Here is a 16,016-nt window from a genome sequence, read left to right on the forward strand (position 1 = left end):
ACGCGGGCCCGCCGTGTTCCTGTTACTTGGTCACGCTCTGCGTCGACGAGAACCGCAGGGTGGCGCCGCTGGCCGTCTGGTAGCTGCCGCCTTCGCCGAGGGCGTACTTGAGGACGGTCGGCGCCGAGGTGACCGCCACGGTCACCGTCACCGACTGCCCCGGCCCGAGCACGGGCGCCACCGCGAGCGGCACTCCGGTGGTCGGCGCCACCGAGCCGGCACCCGACGTGACGCGCGTCCGCAGCGAATCGACCACCAGGTTGAACAGGTTGCCCGCACCCGTGTTGCGGAAGCGCAGCGTCACCAGCGACCCGCCGTCGGCCACGCCGGCCACGGTCACCGACAGCTTCGGCGTGCCGGTGGCCAGGCCGATGACGACGCCGTCGTGGTCGCTGACGCGCGCCGCGGAGGTGTCGTTGCGGCGCGTCTCGGGCTGGTCGACATTGCTGCGCGCGAAGGTGATGCGGCTCACCAGCCGCGACAGGTTCTGCGTGATGAGCGCGTGGTCGAGCACCTGCGCGTTGCCCTCGAACGCGTACGAGTAGCGCTCAGCAGGCGGCACCCAGCGCACGAGGTCGATCAGGTCGGGGTTGACGAGGTCGGGTGAGGCCAACACCACCTGATCGCCGGGCGTCGGCGTGCCGGCGATCGTGCCGATCACGTCCACGTAGCCGTCGTTCACCTCGAAGGCGTTGAAGTCGCCCACGAGCAGGATGCGCTCGTTCGGGTTGGCCACCTGCCGCTGCTGCACCAGGGTGGCGAGGAACTCGGCCTGGGCCCGACGCTTCGCGCGCACCCGTCCGCCGGACGTGCCGGTGCCGTCGGTGCCCTCGTCGTCGATGCCGTTCAGCGATCGCAGGTGGTTGACGATGACGGTGAGCGGCAGGGCGGTGCCGCCCGTCGGCGTGATGACGGCCTGCAGCACGAGCGGCGGGCGATCGTTGAGCAGTTCGCTCACGCCGTTGTTGGGATTGACGTAGGTGGCGCTGGCGCCCAGCTGCGTGACGGCCACCACCTGCACGGCCGACTTCACGAGGAAGCCGACGTCGATGCCGCCGACGTCGTTGCCCTCGACGAGATAGGCCTGGTAGCCCGGCGATGCCGTACCCGCCGCGATCGTGTCGTCATTGATCCGGTCGGCGAGTGCCTGCAGGGTCGCCAGGTCTTCCAGCTCGACGACCGCCAGGATGTCCGGCGACCTCAGCACGAGGCGCACCGTGGCCGAGGCCTTCGCCAGGCGGCGATCGAAGGCCGCCACGGTGAGGACCGGATCGCTGGTGAGCGGATCGTTGACGGTGTCGAAGAAGCGCTCGAGGTTGATCGCGCCGACCGTGGACTCGCCGGCCGCGGGATTGGGCACGCTGACGATCCCCAGGCCGCCCGACACGCCGGCACTGGCGCTGTTGGTCGGCAGCAGGGTGTACCAGCCGCCGGCGAAGTCCAGCGGGCCGGTCAGGCCGGAGACCACGGCGCCTGTGGCGACGTTGATCGCGGGGTTCCCGGCGATGGCGTCGCTGTCGACGCGGAGCCGCTCGGGATTGCCGTCGAAGCGCGGCACGTTGGCCGGCGTGCCGGCGGGTGTCACGGCGAACGGCTCGAGTCCCGCCTCGCGGAACGGCCGGGCCGTGCCCGTCAGGACGGCGTAGAAGATGCCGTTGCTCGTCGACGTCGCGTTGAACTCGCTCACGTTGCCGTCGGTCGCGTGTGTCACCGTCAGCGACGGCACGGTGACGCGCATGCCCTCGTACCGTTCGAGCGAGTCCAGCGTGGTGAAGTCCGTGGGGCCGAGGACCACCGCGGTCGGCAGCGCGTTGCCGGTGCCCAGTTGCACGGTGATCGGGCTCGTGATTTCGGTCAGCTTCGGGTAGGTGGGCGTGGTGCTCGACACGAACTCCGTCACCGTGCCCGTCACCTGAACCAGGTTGCCGACCGCCGCGGCCGCCGGCGGTGTGGAACTCGTGAATACCAGGATGCCTTCGGAGGTCATCGGGTCGGCATCGATCTGGGCGTCGGGCATCTGGATGTAGAACCCATTGGACCTGAGGGCCGTGACGATGCCGCGCGTGGTGACCACCTGGCCGACGAGTGACGACGTCGAGCCGGAGCCCTGGATGGCGTGGATCGCGGTCAACCCGACGTCGTCGTTCTGGATCGTGCCCTGCCCCTGCATGTCGCCGGCATTGGCGCCAATCAGGTTCGTCACGTTGACGAAGAAGGTCTCGTTGGGCTCGACCGCCGTGTCGCCGAGCACCGCGACGGCGAAGGTGTAGCTGCTGCTGCCGGCCGGGATGGTCTGGCCCGTGAGCGCCCGGGCCGTGTAGTCCCCATTGGCCGTGGTGGCGGTGTTGTCGGCCGTGGCGATGTCGAAGGTCACGCCTCCGGTCGGGGCCGGCGCGGAGAGGTTCACCGTGAACGTGAAGGTGGTGGTGCCGCTGTTGCCCTCGGCCAGCGACACGTCGTTGACGGACAACGTCGGCGTCACCGGGCCGCTGCCGCCGAGCGGCGTCAGCGAGAAGTCGTCGACGGCCATGCCGTCGTCGGCGCCCGTGCCGTCCGCGTCGTTCCAGCGCACCCAGAACGTGGCCCCGTTCGGAATCGACAGGCCCGAGATCGTGGCGTCGAGCGCGCGTCGATTCTGGGCGCTGTTGCCGTTGAGGGCGCCGACGAGGGTGGCCGTCTGAATCGGGTTGATGAAGTCGAGGGTGTCGGCATCCTGCCAGGTGCCGGTGGCCAGCGACGACGCGTCGAGGCTGTACTGGAAGTCGAGGCGATCTTCGCGGGCGGCGAGGGTGTTCCCGATGCGCCACTGCTCACCGGTGTAGCCGACGCGCAGGCTGGTGATGGTCGCGCCCGTGTTGTTGGTGAAGGCCACGCCGTACACCGGGACCAGCGTGCCGCTCCGGAGGGACCCGAACGCACGCTCGGCATCGCCGGCCGCGCCGTAGCTGTAGGCGTCGCCGGTGTTGCTGCTGCCGGTGTCAACGGCGTATTGCCCGTTGTTGCGGGTGCTCGTCCCGCTTTCGGCCAGGCTCCACCCGGTGATGGTGAGAGGATTCGTGGTGCTGAGGGCGGTGTTGCTGAGGGTGTCGAAGTTCTGGGTGTAGGGCGCGCCGATGGTGGTGAGCGAGACGCTCTGGGCCGATACCGGGGCGGCCAGGCCGCAGATGGCCAGGGCAGCGAGGACGAGTCCGCGCACGCGACGCGCGGGGGACGACTGGGACGGGCTGGGGACGAGCCTCATCGAATGGGAACTCCCTGGGGATGGAGGTGACGGACAGGAACCGCAGTCTGGGCCAGAGCAAGCGATGTGCCACGGCGCCTCGGTGATCTGGCCGGAGGTCGGCACGGCTGGCGTCTGCTGATGAGAGCGAATGGGCGCTTCTGTGGCGACTTTAGTCGCCAAGTCAGACTCCAGTCTGCTTCTCGAGGGTTCTCCACTGCCGATGGAGGGCCAACATTCGATTCACGTTCGAGCGTGGCGCGGCCGATTGAGCTTCCGTACCGCTCCCCAGCAGCGGCGGCGAGACAGCACGGTTCGCGGCAGCACCGAGCATCCGGGTCCTGTGGAACAACCATGGCCGGCCCGGCCCAGACGCTTTCAACACCGCGTCACGGTTCTGCCATAAACCTTCCGTCTAACCCCTCAGACCGCGATCGAGACCCTGCACGGATGCAGGCGCCCCGGTCGCCTTCGAGCCATGACGGACCAGACCTCGCCTCTCTCGCCCCTTCACCCCGCCCACGCCCCGGCTGCCGATTCGGTCCCGGCCGCCGAGGCGTTGCCTCCGGCCAGCAAGAAGGACAAGAAGGTCAAGTCCGTCTGGATTGCCTTTGCCAGCCGCGTCACGGCGCAACTGGTGGGCGCCGCTGCCACCGTGTTCCTCGGGCTCGCCGTGATGAACAGTCAGGGCGCCAGGTCGGCCACGCCGTCGGCCGCGCGCGTCTCGACGCCGGCGACCCCGGTCGCCTACGTCAAGGCCCATCGCGGCGCCGGTCCGGCCCTCGTCGTGCTGCCCTTTGCCGATTACTCGCCGTCGACCACCACGTCGTCGATGGCCGACGGCCTGACCGATGCGGTCACCACCGCCCTGGCCCGCAGCGGCCGGGTCCACGTGACCTCGCGCACCTCGGCCATGCAGTACAAGCAGGCGGCCCGTCCCGTGCCGGCCATTGCCGCCGAACTCGGCGTCGACCTGGTGGTCGAGGGCTCGATCGTGCGCCAGGGCGACCGCGTGCGGGTCACGGTGCAGCTGATCGACGCCGCGTCGGACGCGCATCTCTGGGCCCAGACCTACGACCGGCCGGCCGGCGACGTGCTGGCGTTTGACGCCGAGATCGGCGCCACCATCGACCGCGACCTCGCCGGCGTGCTGCCGCGCGCCCTGCAGTCGCCCGGCACGAGCGCCGCTACCAGCGCCACGGCGGATGTCTCCACGCCGCTCCACCCCACGCCCGCCACCTTCTGAGGGTTCCGCCATGCATCGCATCGTGACGGTCGCCTGGGCGCTGGCCCTGGTGCTCGCGTGGGCGGGGCCTGCCCGCGCCCAGGACATCGACCCCTTCGAGCAGGCCGGCGTGTCGGACGTGAAGCTGTGGGTCAACTCCGCGGACCTCGCGCAGTTGCGCGCCACCGCCGACCAGAACACGTACTACCCGGCCGATTTCGAGTACCGCGGCGTGGTCGTGCGCAACATCGGCGTGCGGTCGCGCGGGCTCGGGAGCCGGAACGCCACCAAGGTCGGTCTGCGGCTCGACTTCAACCGCTACGCCAGCGGCCAGCGCTTCGCCGGGCAGAAGGCGATGGTGCTCGACAACCTCTGGCAGGACCCGACGATGATCCGCGAACGGCTCGCGCTCCGGCTGTACGAGGCGATGGGCGTGCCGGCGCCGCGCGAGGTGTTCGTCCGCGTCTTCATCAACGGCGAGTACCAGGGACTCTACGCGCTGGTCGAGGAGATCAACGCGCAGATGCTGACGCGCATCGGCAACGACGAGGGCGTCCTGTTCGAGTACAAGTTCCTCGGCCCCTATCGCGCCCAGGACCTCGGCACGGGCCTCGATCCGTATGTGCCGCTGTTCGAGGCGCGCACGCATGAAAGCCGGCCGGTCGAGACGTTGTACGCGCCGCTGCGCGACCTGCTCGCGGCGTCCGGTGCGGCGACAGGGGAGTCGTGGCGTGCGCTCGTCGAACCACGGCTCGATCTGCGGCAGATGCTCACGTACCTGGCCGTCGAGACCTTCACGGCCGACAACGACGGGCTGCTCGGCTACGACGGCATGAACAACTTCTACCTGCAGCGGCCCGATGCGGGCACGCAGCACCAGTTCCTGCCGTGGGACAAGGATCAGGCGTTCGGCGACGTCGCGACCGACGTCTTCCTGCGCACCGACGAGAACGTGCTCGTGCGGCAGGCCCTCGCGTTCCCCGACCTGCGCGAGGCGTACCTCGCGGCGCTGCAGCAGGTCGCCGGCCTGGCCGACGCCGACGGCTGGCTCGCCAGCGAGTTCGAGGCCACGGCGGCGCTCGTGGATGAGGCGGCGCGGCAGGACATGCGCAAGCAGTTCGACGAAGCGACGCGCGCCGAGGCCCTCGCGAGCCTGCGCGCCTTCATCGCCGCGCGCGGTGCGCTGGTGCGCGCGCAACTCGACCAGGTGCGCGCCACCGCGGCGCCCTGACCTGCGCCGCGCGTCCGCTCGTAGCCGTCGCCCTTGGGCGACGGTCAGCGCCCCCGTGAACGCTCACTGACCGCTGTGAAATTCTGAAATCCTGGAATCCTGAAATTCTCCCGACTGGACCTTGGTCCTAATCCCTGATTCGGGACGACTCCTGGCGCCGGGCGGTGGTATTCAGGACGGATGACTTCATCGTCCTCCCGAGCCAGGTGGTCGGGCACCAGCCCTGCCTCCACCCTTGCCCTTGCCGCCGTGCTCGCCCTCTCGGCGTGCAGCAGCACACCCAGCGACACGGCCAGCGGGCCGAAGGATGCGGCCGCGCCCGCTCCCGCGACGACGCCGGTCGGCGGCCCCTCACTGGACGAGGTCCGCGCCATCGCGAAGGAGGCCTACATCTACGGCTTCCCGCTGGTCGACAGCTATCGCATCCAGCACGCGTACTTCGTCGACACGACGAACCCCGAGTACAAGGGGCCTTACAACAAGCTGGCCAGCGTCGCGCGCGTGTTCACGCCCGACGACGTCGCCGTGCAGACGCCGAACTCCGACACGCCGTACTCGATGCTCGGGCTCGATTTACGGGCGGAGCCGATCGTGCTCACGCTGCCCGCGATCGAGAAGGACCGCTACTTCTCTGTGCAGCTGATCGACGCCTACACGCACAACTTCGCGTACATCGGCAGCCGGACCACCGGCAACGGCGGCGGCAGCTATCTCATCGCCGGGCCGTCGTGGAAGGGCGAGACGCCCAAGGGCGTCCTGCAGGTCATCAACGCCGAGACCGAACTGGGGCTGGCGATCTACCGGACACAGTTGAAGGGGCCGGCCGACCTGCCGGCGGTCAAGCGGGTGCAGGCGGGCTACAAGGTGCAGACCTTGTCGCAGTACCTCGGCACGCCGGCGCCAGCGGCCGCGCCGCCGTTCCCCTTCGTCGCACCGCTGACCGGCGAGCAGCAGAAGACGTCGGCCGACGTCTTCCGCATCCTCAACACGGCGCTCATCGCCTGTCCGACGCACCCGTCGGAAGTGGCGCTGATGGAACGATTCGCGAAGATCGGCGTCGGCGCGGGCAGGCCGTTCGACGCGGCCTCGCTGTCGCCCGAGGTTCGCAAGGCCCTCGAGGACGGCATCGCCGACGCATGGAAGGAATTCGGCGCGTTCAAGGCCACCAGCGTCGACACGGGCAAGGTCGGCACCGGCGACGTGTTCGGCACGCGCGACTTCCTGAAGAACAACTACCTGCATCGCATGACGGCCGCCGTGCTCGGTATCTACGGCAACTCGCGCGACGAGGCGATGTACCCGGCGTTCTTCGTCGATGCCAAGGGGCAGCCGCTCGACGGCTCGACGCAGAACTACCGCCTGCGCTTCGCGCCCGGGCAACTGCCGCCGGTCAACGCGTTCTGGTCGCTCACGCTCTACACGTCGCCCCAGAGCCTGCTGTACGCCAACCCGCTGAAGCGGTACCTGATCAACTCGCCGATGCTGCCGTCGCTGAAGAAGGATGCCGACGGCGGGCTGACGCTGTACGTCCAGCACGAGTCGCCCGGCAAGGCGCTCGAGTCCAACTGGCTGCCTGCGCCCAATGGCCCGACGCGCCTGTTCCTCCGCCTCTACTGGCCGAAGCCGGAGGCGGTGAGCGGCGCCTGGGTGGCGCCGAAGCTCGAGGGTTCGCCGAAGTAGGTAGCGGGGTACGGGTACCGGGTACGGGGTACTCGGCACCCGGAGAGGGGCGGCTCAGTCGCTGAAGCCGTAGTCGTCGATGAGGATCTCGATGTGGCTGCGGTCACGGGGGCTGAGGCTCGTCACCTGGAACGCCGTGTCGATGAAGTCGTGGTTGACGTCGCGCGAACTGCGCAGGCTGCGCGCCTCGAATTCCACGTGTTCCTTGCCGGGCGTGCCGTCGCTGTTGGGCAACTGCATGCGCAGGCGGAACGTCTTGCCGACCTCGATGGGCGTGGTGCTCATCACGAGCGCGCCCTCGGTGGTGATGTCCACCAGGTGGCCGATGTCCTGGCCGGTCTCGTCGTCGGTCACCCGCAGGTAGTAGATGAGGGTGCGCCGCTTCAGGCGTCGTCGTTCCTGCATGGCGTCTCCGCGCCCGACCCCGGAGAGCGGGGGAGGGCTGCCGAATCATACGCCCCACACGAAACAGGCGGGCAAGCCCCAACGGACTTGCCCGCCATGTCGTACCCGGTACCCGGTACCCGGTACCCGGCTCTGCTACTCCGGCGTCGTCGCCTTCTCGCCCTTGACCACCGAGGCCGAGATGGCCGCCGCCGAGCCCTTGGTGGGGATGCCGAGCAGCGTGACCTTGCTCGCGGTGCGGGTGTCGCCCGCGGTCGCGTAGTACACCCGGACCTGCTGCCCGACGCTGCCGGAGAGGTCGGCGGCCGTGACGACCTTCTTGCCGTCCTTGACCTCGGCCGACTCCGCGACCACGTAGGTGGTCTCGGCGCTGCCCTGGCGCACGGCGATCGTGCGTGCGGCCGTGTCGACCTTGACGATCACGCCGCCGCCCCAGACTTCGGTGGGCAGGGGCTGGGCCGATGCAGCGCCGGCGAGGGTGAGGAGACCGAGAGCGGAAGCAAGGATGGTGCGCATGTATGTCACTCCTGTCGCGCCTGGAAGATGACGATGACGCCGGCGCGGCGATGGCGTTCTGATGGGGGATACGCCGCCCTTCGCGGTGGCGTTCCCGCTTCATGACACGCCGACGACTTCTTCATCGCGCTGCCATCCCGTTGCGACACGCGTACCGAATCTGCGACGCCTTTGCCATCGAATCGACAAAATCACCACGGCCGAACCGGACGCTTACTCGTCCATAATCGTCGGCTGGACGCAGTGGCGGTGTTCGCCATGCGTCACGAGGACCGGATGCCGGTCCACGGCCACGGACACCGAGAACGAGACCGATGATGCTTCGCCACACTCCGTTGCACGCGCCTGCCGCTGTTCTCGCGGCGGCGCTCGTGGGGATGTCGCCCCTCACGCCTCTCCTGCAGGCCCAGGCCCAGGCCCCGGCCGCCGCGCCGAAGCCGGCGCCGGCCACGACTGCCGCTCCTGCTGCGGCCAAGGCCACGCCCGCCCCGAAGGCGGCCCCGAAGGCGGCTGCACCCAAGGCCGCGCCGGCTGCCGTGCCTGCCGACGGCGGCTGGCCGCGCACCTTCACCACGGCGACCCAGGCCACCGTCACGCTGTACGAGCCTCAGGTCGCCAGCTGGACCGACCAGAAGCACGCCGTGATGCACGCGGCGGTGGGCTACGCGTCCAAGGACGGCGCCACGCGCGCCCTCGGCACCATCCAGATCGAGGCCGACACCGCCGTCAGCGTCGACGAGCGGCTCGTCAGCTTCTCCGACTGGAAGATCGTGCGGTCGCACTTCCCGGAGGTGCCGGCCGACAAGGCGCAGGCGCTGCTCGCAGAGGTCTCGGCGGCCGTGCCGCACCAGGACCGCGTGATCGCGCTCGATCGCGTGCTGGCGTACGTCGACAAGAGCCAGGTCATCCCGAAGAACATGGATGGCGTGAAGGCCGATCCGCCCACCGTGTTCCACAGCACGAGCGCGGCCGTCCTGGTGAACATCGACGGCGACCCGATCTGGTCGGCCGTCAAGGACACCGACCTCGAGTACGCCATCAACACCAACTGGGACCTGTTCCACGTCAAGGCGGCCAAGCAGTACTACCTGCGCCACGACCTGGCGTGGTACGTCGCCGATGGCCTGAAGGGCCCGTGGAAGTCGGCCGGGAAGCTGCCCGCCGATTTCGGCAAGCTGCCCGCCGACGACAACTGGTCGGATGTGCGCGGCGCCATGCCGCCGCGGCCGCCCGCCTCCGGCAAGGTGCCGACGGTGTACGTGAGCACCACGCCAGCCGAGCTGATCGTGATGCAGGGCGAGCCGCGGTACCTGTCGGTGACCGGCACCGGCCTGCTGTGGGTGTCCAACACCGAGAGCGACGTCTTCCGGCTCGGCAAGGCCGGCGCGTACTACTACCTCGTGGCGGGCCGCTGGTTCTCCGCGCCCTCCCTCGATGGCCCCTGGACGTTCGCCACGCCGACCCTGCCGGCCGACTTCGCGAAGATTCCCGAGTCGCACCAGCGGTCGCGTGTCCTCGCGTCGGTGCCCGGCACGCCGCAGGCCGCCGAGGCCGTGCTCCTCGCGCAGGTGCCGCAGACGGCGCGCGTGAGCAAGACCGACATCAAGGCGCCCGAGGTGCAGTACCAGGGCGACCCGAAGTTCGAGGCCGTCGAGAAGACCACGGTGGCGCGCGCGGTGAACACCGACAAGGACATCATCAAGGTCGGCAACCGCTACTACATGTGCTTCGAGGGCGTGTGGTTCGCCGCCGACGCACCCACCGGCCCGTGGGCCGTGACGGGCGAGGTCCCGAAGTCCATCTACGAGATCCCGGCGAGCTCGCCGGCCTACAACGTGACGCACGTCACGGTGGTGGAGGATCACAGCGACGCGGTCGTCTTCGCCACGGCGGCCGCCTACACGGGCCTGATGGTCGCGTGGGGCTGCGCCGTGTGGGGCACCGGCTACTACTACCCGCCCTACGTCTGGTACGGCGGCTATTACCCGTACTACCGCCCGTACTACCCGACCTACGGCTACAGCGCCTGGTACAACCCGTGGAGCGGTACGTACGGTCGTGGCGCGGCCGTGTACGGTCCCTACGGCGGCGCCGGCGTGACGGCGCGCTACAACCCCTCCACAGGCACGTACGCACGCGGTGCGATGGCCTACGGCCCCTACGGCGCACGTGGAGCGGCCCAGGCCTACAACCCGCGCACCGGCACGTACGCCGCGACGCGCCAGGGCAGCAACGTGTACGGCAGTTGGGGCCAGACCGGCGTGCAGCGCGGTGACCAGTGGGCCACCACCTCGCGCTACACCAACAACGTCACCGGCACCACCACGCGCACCGGCCAGGGCAGCGGCGGCGGCGAGTTCGTGAGCCGCAACACGCCGGGCCCCGGCGGCACCACGGTCGGCCGCACCGGCTCGGGCGACATCTACGCCGGCCACGACGGCAACGTCTATCGCCGCGACGACGGGAGCTGGCAGAAGTACGACGGCAGCGGCAACTGGAGCGGCGTACAGACGCCGACGCCGGCGCAGCGTGACCAGGCGAAGACCAACGCGCAGAACCGCGCCGCGTCCGGCTCCGGCACCGTCGGCCAGCTCGACTCCGACGCGCGTGCCCGCGCCCAGGGCGCCACTCGCAGCACCAGCGCGGCGACCGCGCGATCGGGGGGCGCAGGCACGTACGGTAGCGGCAGCCGCTCGTACGGCGGCGGCTCGCGGTCGTACGGCGGTGGTGGTGGGGCCCGGGGCGGCGGCGGTCGTCGCCGCTAAGCAGTTCTGAATTCTGAATTCAGAATTCAAGGTTCGGCGTTCACGGTGGGCGGGGCTCGTCCTCGCCCAGCGTGTCTCCGCCCGCCGTGCCGTTTCACGTAAGCTTGCCTTCGCCATGAGCTCGACCAACTCCCGCAGCCGCTGGTGGCGGGAGCCTCTCGTTCACTTCCTCGTCATCGGTGGCCTGCTGTTCCTGGCCTTCGACCGCTGGGGTGTCGGCAGCGCCGGCGCCTCACGCATCGTCATCACGCCTGGCCAGATCGACGCCCTCGTCGCCAACTTCGAGCGCACGTGGCAGCGGCTCCCTACCGAGGAGGAGGTCCGCAACCTCGTGCAGGACCAGATTCGCGAGGAGATCGCCACGCGCGAGGCGATGAGCCTCGGGCTCGACAAGGACGACACCGTCATCCGTCGACGGCTGCGCCAGAAGTTCGAGTTCGCGGCCGAGGACACCATCGACGCGACGCCGCCCACCGAGGCCGATCTCCAGCGCTGGCTCGATGCTCATCCCGATGCCTTCCGCCAGGACCCCGAGGTGGCCTTCTCGCACGTGTACCTGAGCCCGGATGCGCATCGCGACACGCTCGCGCGCGACGCCGACGCCCTGCTCGCGCAGCTGAAGGCCAGCGGGGCGACGACGGCGCCAGCCTCGATGGGCGACACGCTGATGTTGCCCGCGGACGTGCCGCGTTCGGCGCTGACGGAGGTCGCGCGCCAGTTCGGCGACGCCTTCGCGACCGAACTCGCCAAGGCGCCGACCGGGGCCTGGAGCGGACCGATCCGTTCGGGCTACGGCCTGCACCTCGTGTTCGTGAGCGAACGCACGCCGGGGCGCGTGCCGCCGCTGGCCGAGATCCTGCCGGTGGTGTCGCGCGAGTTCACGTCCGACCGCCGTCGTCGTCAGCTCGACGCGCTCTACGTCCGCCTGCTCGGCAACTACACGGTGGTGGTCGAGCCGCGCGCGCCTGCCGCACCTGGCGCACCAGCCCCCGCGAGCGCGCCGGCGCCTGCGCCGGCCGAGGGGCCGCGATGACGCATCTCGGTCGCCTGTGCGCGGTCGTGGCGGTCGTCGCAGCGTGCGTGATGCCCGTGGAGGCGCACGAAACGCGGCCGGGATTCCTCGAACTGCGCGAGCAGCGCCCGGGCACGTACGACTTCCTCTGGAAGAAGCCGTCGGGCGGCGAGATCGAGATCTTCATCGCGCCGGTGATGCCCGCCGAGTGCCGCCTGCAGACCGCCAACCAGCAGGCCCTCACGCCCGGGGCCCTCGTGGTGCGCGGCCTGCTGTCGTGCCCGGGAGGGATCCAGGGGCGGACCATCGTGATCCAGGGCCTGGAGTCGACGATCACCGACGTCATCGTCCGCGTGCACCACAAGGACGGCAGGCTCGAGAGCCACCTGCTCAAGCCCACCAACCCGAGCGTGACGCTCGGCGCGGCCACCTCGGCCTGGCAGCGCGCCGGCAGCTACGTCCGGCTCGGGGTGGAGCACATCCTGTTGGGCATCGACCACCTGCTGTTCGTGCTCGGCCTGCTGCTGATCGTCGGCGACCGCTGGATGCTGCTCAAGACGATCACCGCGTTCACCGTCGCCCACAGCCTCACGCTGGCCATCGCCACGCTGGGCTACGCGAGTGCGCCGCTGCCGCCGCTCAACGCCGCCATCGCCCTCAGCATCCTCTTCCTCGGCCCGGAGATCGTCCGCCGCTGGCGGGGGGAGTCGAGCCTCACGATCCGGCATCCGTGGGTCGTGGCCTTCGCCTTCGGGTTGCTGCACGGCTTCGGCTTCGCGAGCGGCCTGACGACGATGGGGCTGCCGAAGGCGGAGATTCCACTGGCGCTGCTGTTGTTCAACGTCGGCGTCGAGATCGGCCAGCTCGGGTTCGTGGCGCTCATCCTCGGTCTCGAGCGGGCGTTTCGCGCCCTCGAGATCCGTTGGCCGCAGCTCGTCGAACTGCTGCCTGGCTACGCGGTCGGGTCGCTCGGCGCTTACTGGACCATCCAGCGCACGTTGCTGCTGATTGGAGACCTGCGATGACCCGACCACGAATCGAGCAGGCGGAGCGCCGTATGCAGCAGGCCGCCGCTGCCGCCGCGCTGTTGGCGTTCACGGCCACCCCCGCGCATGCCCACGTGCAGCAAGGCGCCGCACAGGGATTGCTCAACGGCCTGTCGCACCCGATCTCCGGACCGGATCACATGCTGGCGATGATCGCCGTCGGCCTCTGGGGGGCGCAACTCGGCGCGCCCGCCGTGTGGATCCTCCCGGTGACCTTCCCGATGGTCATGGCCGTTGGCGGGTTCCTGGGCCTGGTCGGCATCCCCGTACCTGGTGTCGAACTGGGCATCGCGTTGTCGGCAGTGCTGTTGGGGTTGATGGTGGCGCGCGAGGCGCGGCCGCCGCTCGCGGTCGCGGCGGTGCTCGTGGGGGCCTTCGCGATTTGCCACGGACATGCGCACGGCACCGAACTCCCCCCGGGACAGAGCGGCCTGATGTACAGCATCGGCTTCGTCACGGCGACGGGCCTGCTGCATGCCGTGGGGATCGCCATCGGGCTGGTGCACGCCTGGCCGTGGGGCCGCGTGGCGCTGCGCGTCGCGGGGGCCGTGGTGATGGCCGGCGGCCTCTACTTCCTGCGCGGGGCGCTCGCGTGATGCCGCCGCTGCTCCTGGCGCACCTGGTGACCACCGGGCTCGGGCCGCTGTACGACGGCGTGCTGCACGTGCTGGTGAGTCCGGACGACCTGCTGCCCGTGCTGGCGCTCGGTGTGCTCGCCGGACTCAATGGCGCCACGGCCGGACGTCGCGCCCTGCTCGCGGCGCCGCTGGCGTGGTGCCTCGGGGGCGTCGCCGGGTACGCGGCCGGCGGCCCGGTGTTGCCGGAGGGCGTCGCGGCGGTGTCGTCGCTCGTGATTGGCGCGCTGGTCGCTGCCGACCTGCGACTCCGGCCAGCGCTGGTCGCCGCGCTGGCGGCCGTGGTGGGCTTCCTGCACGGCTGGCTGAACGGGACGGCGCTCGCGCTGGCGCAGCGGGAGGCGCTCGGCCTCGTCGGCATCGTCGCGACGACGTTCGTGCTGGTGGCGCTCACCGCGGGGCTCGCTGCGTCTCGGCGATCGGCGACGGCGCGGATCGTGGCGCGCGTCGCGGGCAGTTGGGTCGCCGCCATCGGCCTGCTGATGGCGGGCTGGCAGCTCCGCGGCTAGGTCCGGGAGGCCCCGGGCGCCTCGCCCGGTTCCTGCGGACAGGTAGGGTGTTCGTTTCCCCTCTTGAAACCGATTTTTCGGCCGATGTTTCGATGAAGGGGCGTACTGCCGAGCTCGACGCCTGATGGCGCCGGCGGTGTCTCCCTTCGTCTTCGACCCATGCCCGCGCCTTCCGACGCCAGCCGCAGGGACACGCTCCCGCTCGACGTGGCGCTCGTCGTGTGCGCGGCCGGGCTCGCATGGCAAGGGGTCGGGGGCGGCCCCGTCCTGTCCAGGCTCATCGCGCCGATGCCGCCAGCGTGCGGGGTCGGGTTCATCCTCGGGCTGCTGGGACTGCGCGTCCGGCCGCGCGCGTGGGCGGCCGTCGCCTCGGCGGCAGCGCTGCTGATCGGGCTGTGGGCCATCGTGCCCTTCACCCTGTGGGCCTTCGCGCTGGTGTTCCTCGGCGCAGGCGGGCTGGTGCACGCGGCGGGGCCGCGGCGGTACCCGTGGTCGCTGGTGCCGGCGACGAGCGCGCTCGGCCTGCTCATGTGCGCCGCCATCGCCCTCGCGGTGATGGCGGCGAGCCTGCGCTACCCGACCTGGCTCGACCAGCTGGCCATGGCGCCGCACGCCACGCTGGCGACGCTGGTGGCCGCCTGGGCCCTGGTGTCGCGCGAGGTGCGCTCCAATCGATCCCAGTGGCGCGACTGGGCGCCGGTCGCGGTCACGCTCTCGGCCACGTGGGTGAGCCTCGTCGTCGGCGAGAGCCTGCGCATCGAGCTGGCGATGGCCGCGCGGTCGGTGACCTCGCTGGTGGACTCACACCTCCCGGAACTGGTCACGCTGCTGGGTGTCGCCCTCGCCGGGGCTGGCGGTGCCCTCACCTACGCCCTGGCGAACAGCCGGGCGCAGTCGCAACGCCTGCTCGGGCTGCTCGCCGAGCGTGATGCGGCCCAGGCACGCGAGCGGGAGGCGACGGCCGAGTCAGAGCGGACGCGCGAGCGGTACCTGCGGGAGCTCGAGACCCAGGCGGCCGAACTGGCGGAGGCCCGCGACCTCGCCCTGGCGGCCACCGCGGCCAAGAGCAGCTTCCTCGCGACGATGAGCCACGAGATCCGCACGCCGATGAACGGCGTGATCGGGATGACGGGGCTGCTGCTCGACACCGACCTCACCGACGAGCAGCGCGAGTTCGCCGATGCGATCCGGTCCTCGGCCGACCACCTGCTGGGCCTCATCAACGACATCCTCGACTTCTCGAAGGGCGAGGCCGGCCGCATCGCCCTCGAGGCGGCGCCGCTCGACCTGCTGGTCACCGCGGAGGAGGCGCTCGATCTCGTGGTCGACGCCGCTCGCCGGAAGGGGCTGGTCTGCGGCATCGTGATCGAGCCCGACGTGCCGACGGCGCTGGTCGGCGACGCGGGTCGGCTGCGGCAGGTGCTGGTCAACTTCCTGGGCAACGCGGTCAAGTTCACCGAGCGGGGCACCGTGCACGTGCACGTCAGCGCGACGGTGGACGAGGCGACGAGCGTGCTCGTGCGCTTCGAGGTCTCGGACACCGGCGTGGGCATCGCGCCCGAGGCGCAGGCGCGGCTCTTCACGCCGTTCACGCAGGCCGATGCCTCGACGACGCGACGCTTCGGTGGTACGGGGCTCGGGCTGGCGATCAGCCGGCAGATCGTCGAGTCGATGGGCGGGCGCGTCGGCGTACGCAGCGCGGCCGGCGAGGGCAGTACGTTCTGGTTCACGGCACGGCTGGGCATTGCCGACGCCCCGGAGGTGATCCTGGC

At 70.4% G+C, this 16,016-nt stretch carries 12 protein-coding genes; 9 read left to right on the top strand and 3 right to left on the bottom strand.

From position 1 onward, the window contains the following. Window positions 1-22 precede the first annotated feature (22 nt). Window positions 23-3,196 (bottom strand): Calx-beta domain-containing protein, encoded by a 3,174-nt coding sequence (locus ACIRDX_RS13975; protein WP_396626052.1) that lies wholly within the window; start codon window positions 3,194-3,196, stop codon window positions 23-25. A 502-nt stretch (window positions 3,197-3,698) separates the two neighbouring features. On the opposite strand from ACIRDX_RS13975, the gene ACIRDX_RS13980 reads away from it, so the two are divergent. From ACIRDX_RS13980 to ACIRDX_RS13990, 3 genes are all read left to right on the top strand, one after another. Next, a complete protein-coding gene (locus ACIRDX_RS13980) occupies window positions 3,699-4,466 on the top strand; it encodes a hypothetical protein (RefSeq protein ID WP_396626053.1) in 768 nt (255 codons plus the stop codon). A 10-nt stretch (window positions 4,467-4,476) separates the two neighbouring features. Further along, window positions 4,477-5,676 carry a CotH kinase family protein gene (locus tag ACIRDX_RS13985; protein ID WP_396626054.1) on the top strand — a complete coding sequence of 400 codons (1,200 nt, stop codon included), beginning with the start codon at window positions 4,477-4,479 and terminating at the stop codon, window positions 5,674-5,676. 180 nt (window positions 5,677-5,856) lie between these two features. After that, window positions 5,857-7,356 (top strand): DUF1254 domain-containing protein, encoded by a 1,500-nt coding sequence (locus ACIRDX_RS13990; protein WP_396626055.1) that lies wholly within the window; start codon window positions 5,857-5,859, stop codon window positions 7,354-7,356. 54 nt (window positions 7,357-7,410) lie between these two features. On the opposite strand, the gene ACIRDX_RS13995 is transcribed toward ACIRDX_RS13990, so the two are convergent. Beyond that, the gene (locus ACIRDX_RS13995; RefSeq protein ID WP_396626056.1) at window positions 7,411-7,761 is read right to left on the bottom strand and encodes a hypothetical protein; all 351 of its coding nucleotides are present in this window, start codon (window positions 7,759-7,761) and stop codon (window positions 7,411-7,413) included. A gap of 135 nt (window positions 7,762-7,896) precedes the next feature. Continuing rightward, window positions 7,897-8,277: a hypothetical protein gene (locus ACIRDX_RS14000; protein WP_396626057.1), complete on the bottom strand. Its 381-nt coding sequence runs from the start codon at window positions 8,275-8,277 to the stop codon at window positions 7,897-7,899. Window positions 8,278-8,594: 317 nt separating this feature from the next. Here ACIRDX_RS14000 and ACIRDX_RS14005 point away from each other — a divergent pair, with 317 nt between their 5' ends. From ACIRDX_RS14005 to ACIRDX_RS14030, 6 genes are all read left to right on the top strand, one after another. Continuing rightward, on the top strand, window positions 8,595-11,042 hold the full coding sequence (locus ACIRDX_RS14005; RefSeq protein ID WP_396626058.1) for a hypothetical protein: 2,448 nt from the start codon (window positions 8,595-8,597) through the stop codon (window positions 11,040-11,042). A gap of 115 nt (window positions 11,043-11,157) precedes the next feature. Further along, window positions 11,158-12,075, top strand: a complete 918-nt coding sequence (locus ACIRDX_RS14010; RefSeq protein ID WP_396626059.1) for a peptidyl-prolyl cis-trans isomerase — start codon at window positions 11,158-11,160, stop codon at window positions 12,073-12,075. Further along, entirely contained in the window at window positions 12,072-13,079 is a 1,008-nt protein-coding gene (locus ACIRDX_RS14015; protein WP_396626060.1) for a HupE/UreJ family protein, read from the top strand. The genes ACIRDX_RS14010 and ACIRDX_RS14015 overlap by 4 nt, the downstream gene beginning before the upstream one ends. Then, entirely contained in the window at window positions 13,076-13,696 is a 621-nt protein-coding gene (locus tag ACIRDX_RS14020; RefSeq protein WP_396626061.1) for a HupE/UreJ family protein, read from the top strand. The genes ACIRDX_RS14015 and ACIRDX_RS14020 overlap by 4 nt, the downstream gene beginning before the upstream one ends. Then, window positions 13,696-14,244, top strand: a complete 549-nt coding sequence (locus ACIRDX_RS14025) for a HupE/UreJ family protein (protein ID WP_396626062.1) — start codon at window positions 13,696-13,698, stop codon at window positions 14,242-14,244. The genes ACIRDX_RS14020 and ACIRDX_RS14025 overlap by 1 nt, the downstream gene beginning before the upstream one ends. 159 nt (window positions 14,245-14,403) lie before the next feature. Beyond that, window positions 14,404-16,016, top strand: a 1,613-nt coding sequence (locus ACIRDX_RS14030; RefSeq protein WP_396626063.1) for an ATP-binding protein, incomplete at its 3' end; no start/stop codon positions are given.

The organism is Luteitalea sp., from assembly GCF_044337415.1.
Classification (GTDB): domain Bacteria; phylum Acidobacteriota; class Vicinamibacteria; order Vicinamibacterales; family Vicinamibacteraceae; genus Luteitalea.

Bases quoted from the DNA above. Each gene is read 5' to 3' on its own strand.
- ACIRDX_RS13995 (WP_396626056.1), bottom strand. From the start codon at position 7,761: ATGCAGGAACGACGACGCCTGAAGCGGCGCACCCTCATCTACTACCTG.
- ACIRDX_RS13985 (WP_396626054.1), top strand. From the start codon at position 4,477: ATGCATCGCATCGTGACGGTCGCCTGGGCGCTGGCCCTGGTGCTCGCG.
- ACIRDX_RS13990 (WP_396626055.1), top strand. From the start codon at position 5,857: ATGACTTCATCGTCCTCCCGAGCCAGGTGGTCGGGCACCAGCCCTGCC.
- ACIRDX_RS14025 (WP_396626062.1), top strand. From the start codon at position 13,696: ATGCCGCCGCTGCTCCTGGCGCACCTGGTGACCACCGGGCTCGGGCCG.
- ACIRDX_RS13980 (WP_396626053.1), top strand. From the start codon at position 3,699: ATGACGGACCAGACCTCGCCTCTCTCGCCCCTTCACCCCGCCCACGCC.
- ACIRDX_RS14000 (WP_396626057.1), bottom strand. From the start codon at position 8,277: ATGCGCACCATCCTTGCTTCCGCTCTCGGTCTCCTCACCCTCGCCGGC.
- ACIRDX_RS14015 (WP_396626060.1), top strand. From the start codon at position 12,072: ATGACGCATCTCGGTCGCCTGTGCGCGGTCGTGGCGGTCGTCGCAGCG.
- ACIRDX_RS14010 (WP_396626059.1), top strand. From the start codon at position 11,158: ATGAGCTCGACCAACTCCCGCAGCCGCTGGTGGCGGGAGCCTCTCGTT.
- ACIRDX_RS14005 (WP_396626058.1), top strand. From the start codon at position 8,595: ATGCTTCGCCACACTCCGTTGCACGCGCCTGCCGCTGTTCTCGCGGCG.
- ACIRDX_RS14020 (WP_396626061.1), top strand. From the start codon at position 13,076: ATGACCCGACCACGAATCGAGCAGGCGGAGCGCCGTATGCAGCAGGCC.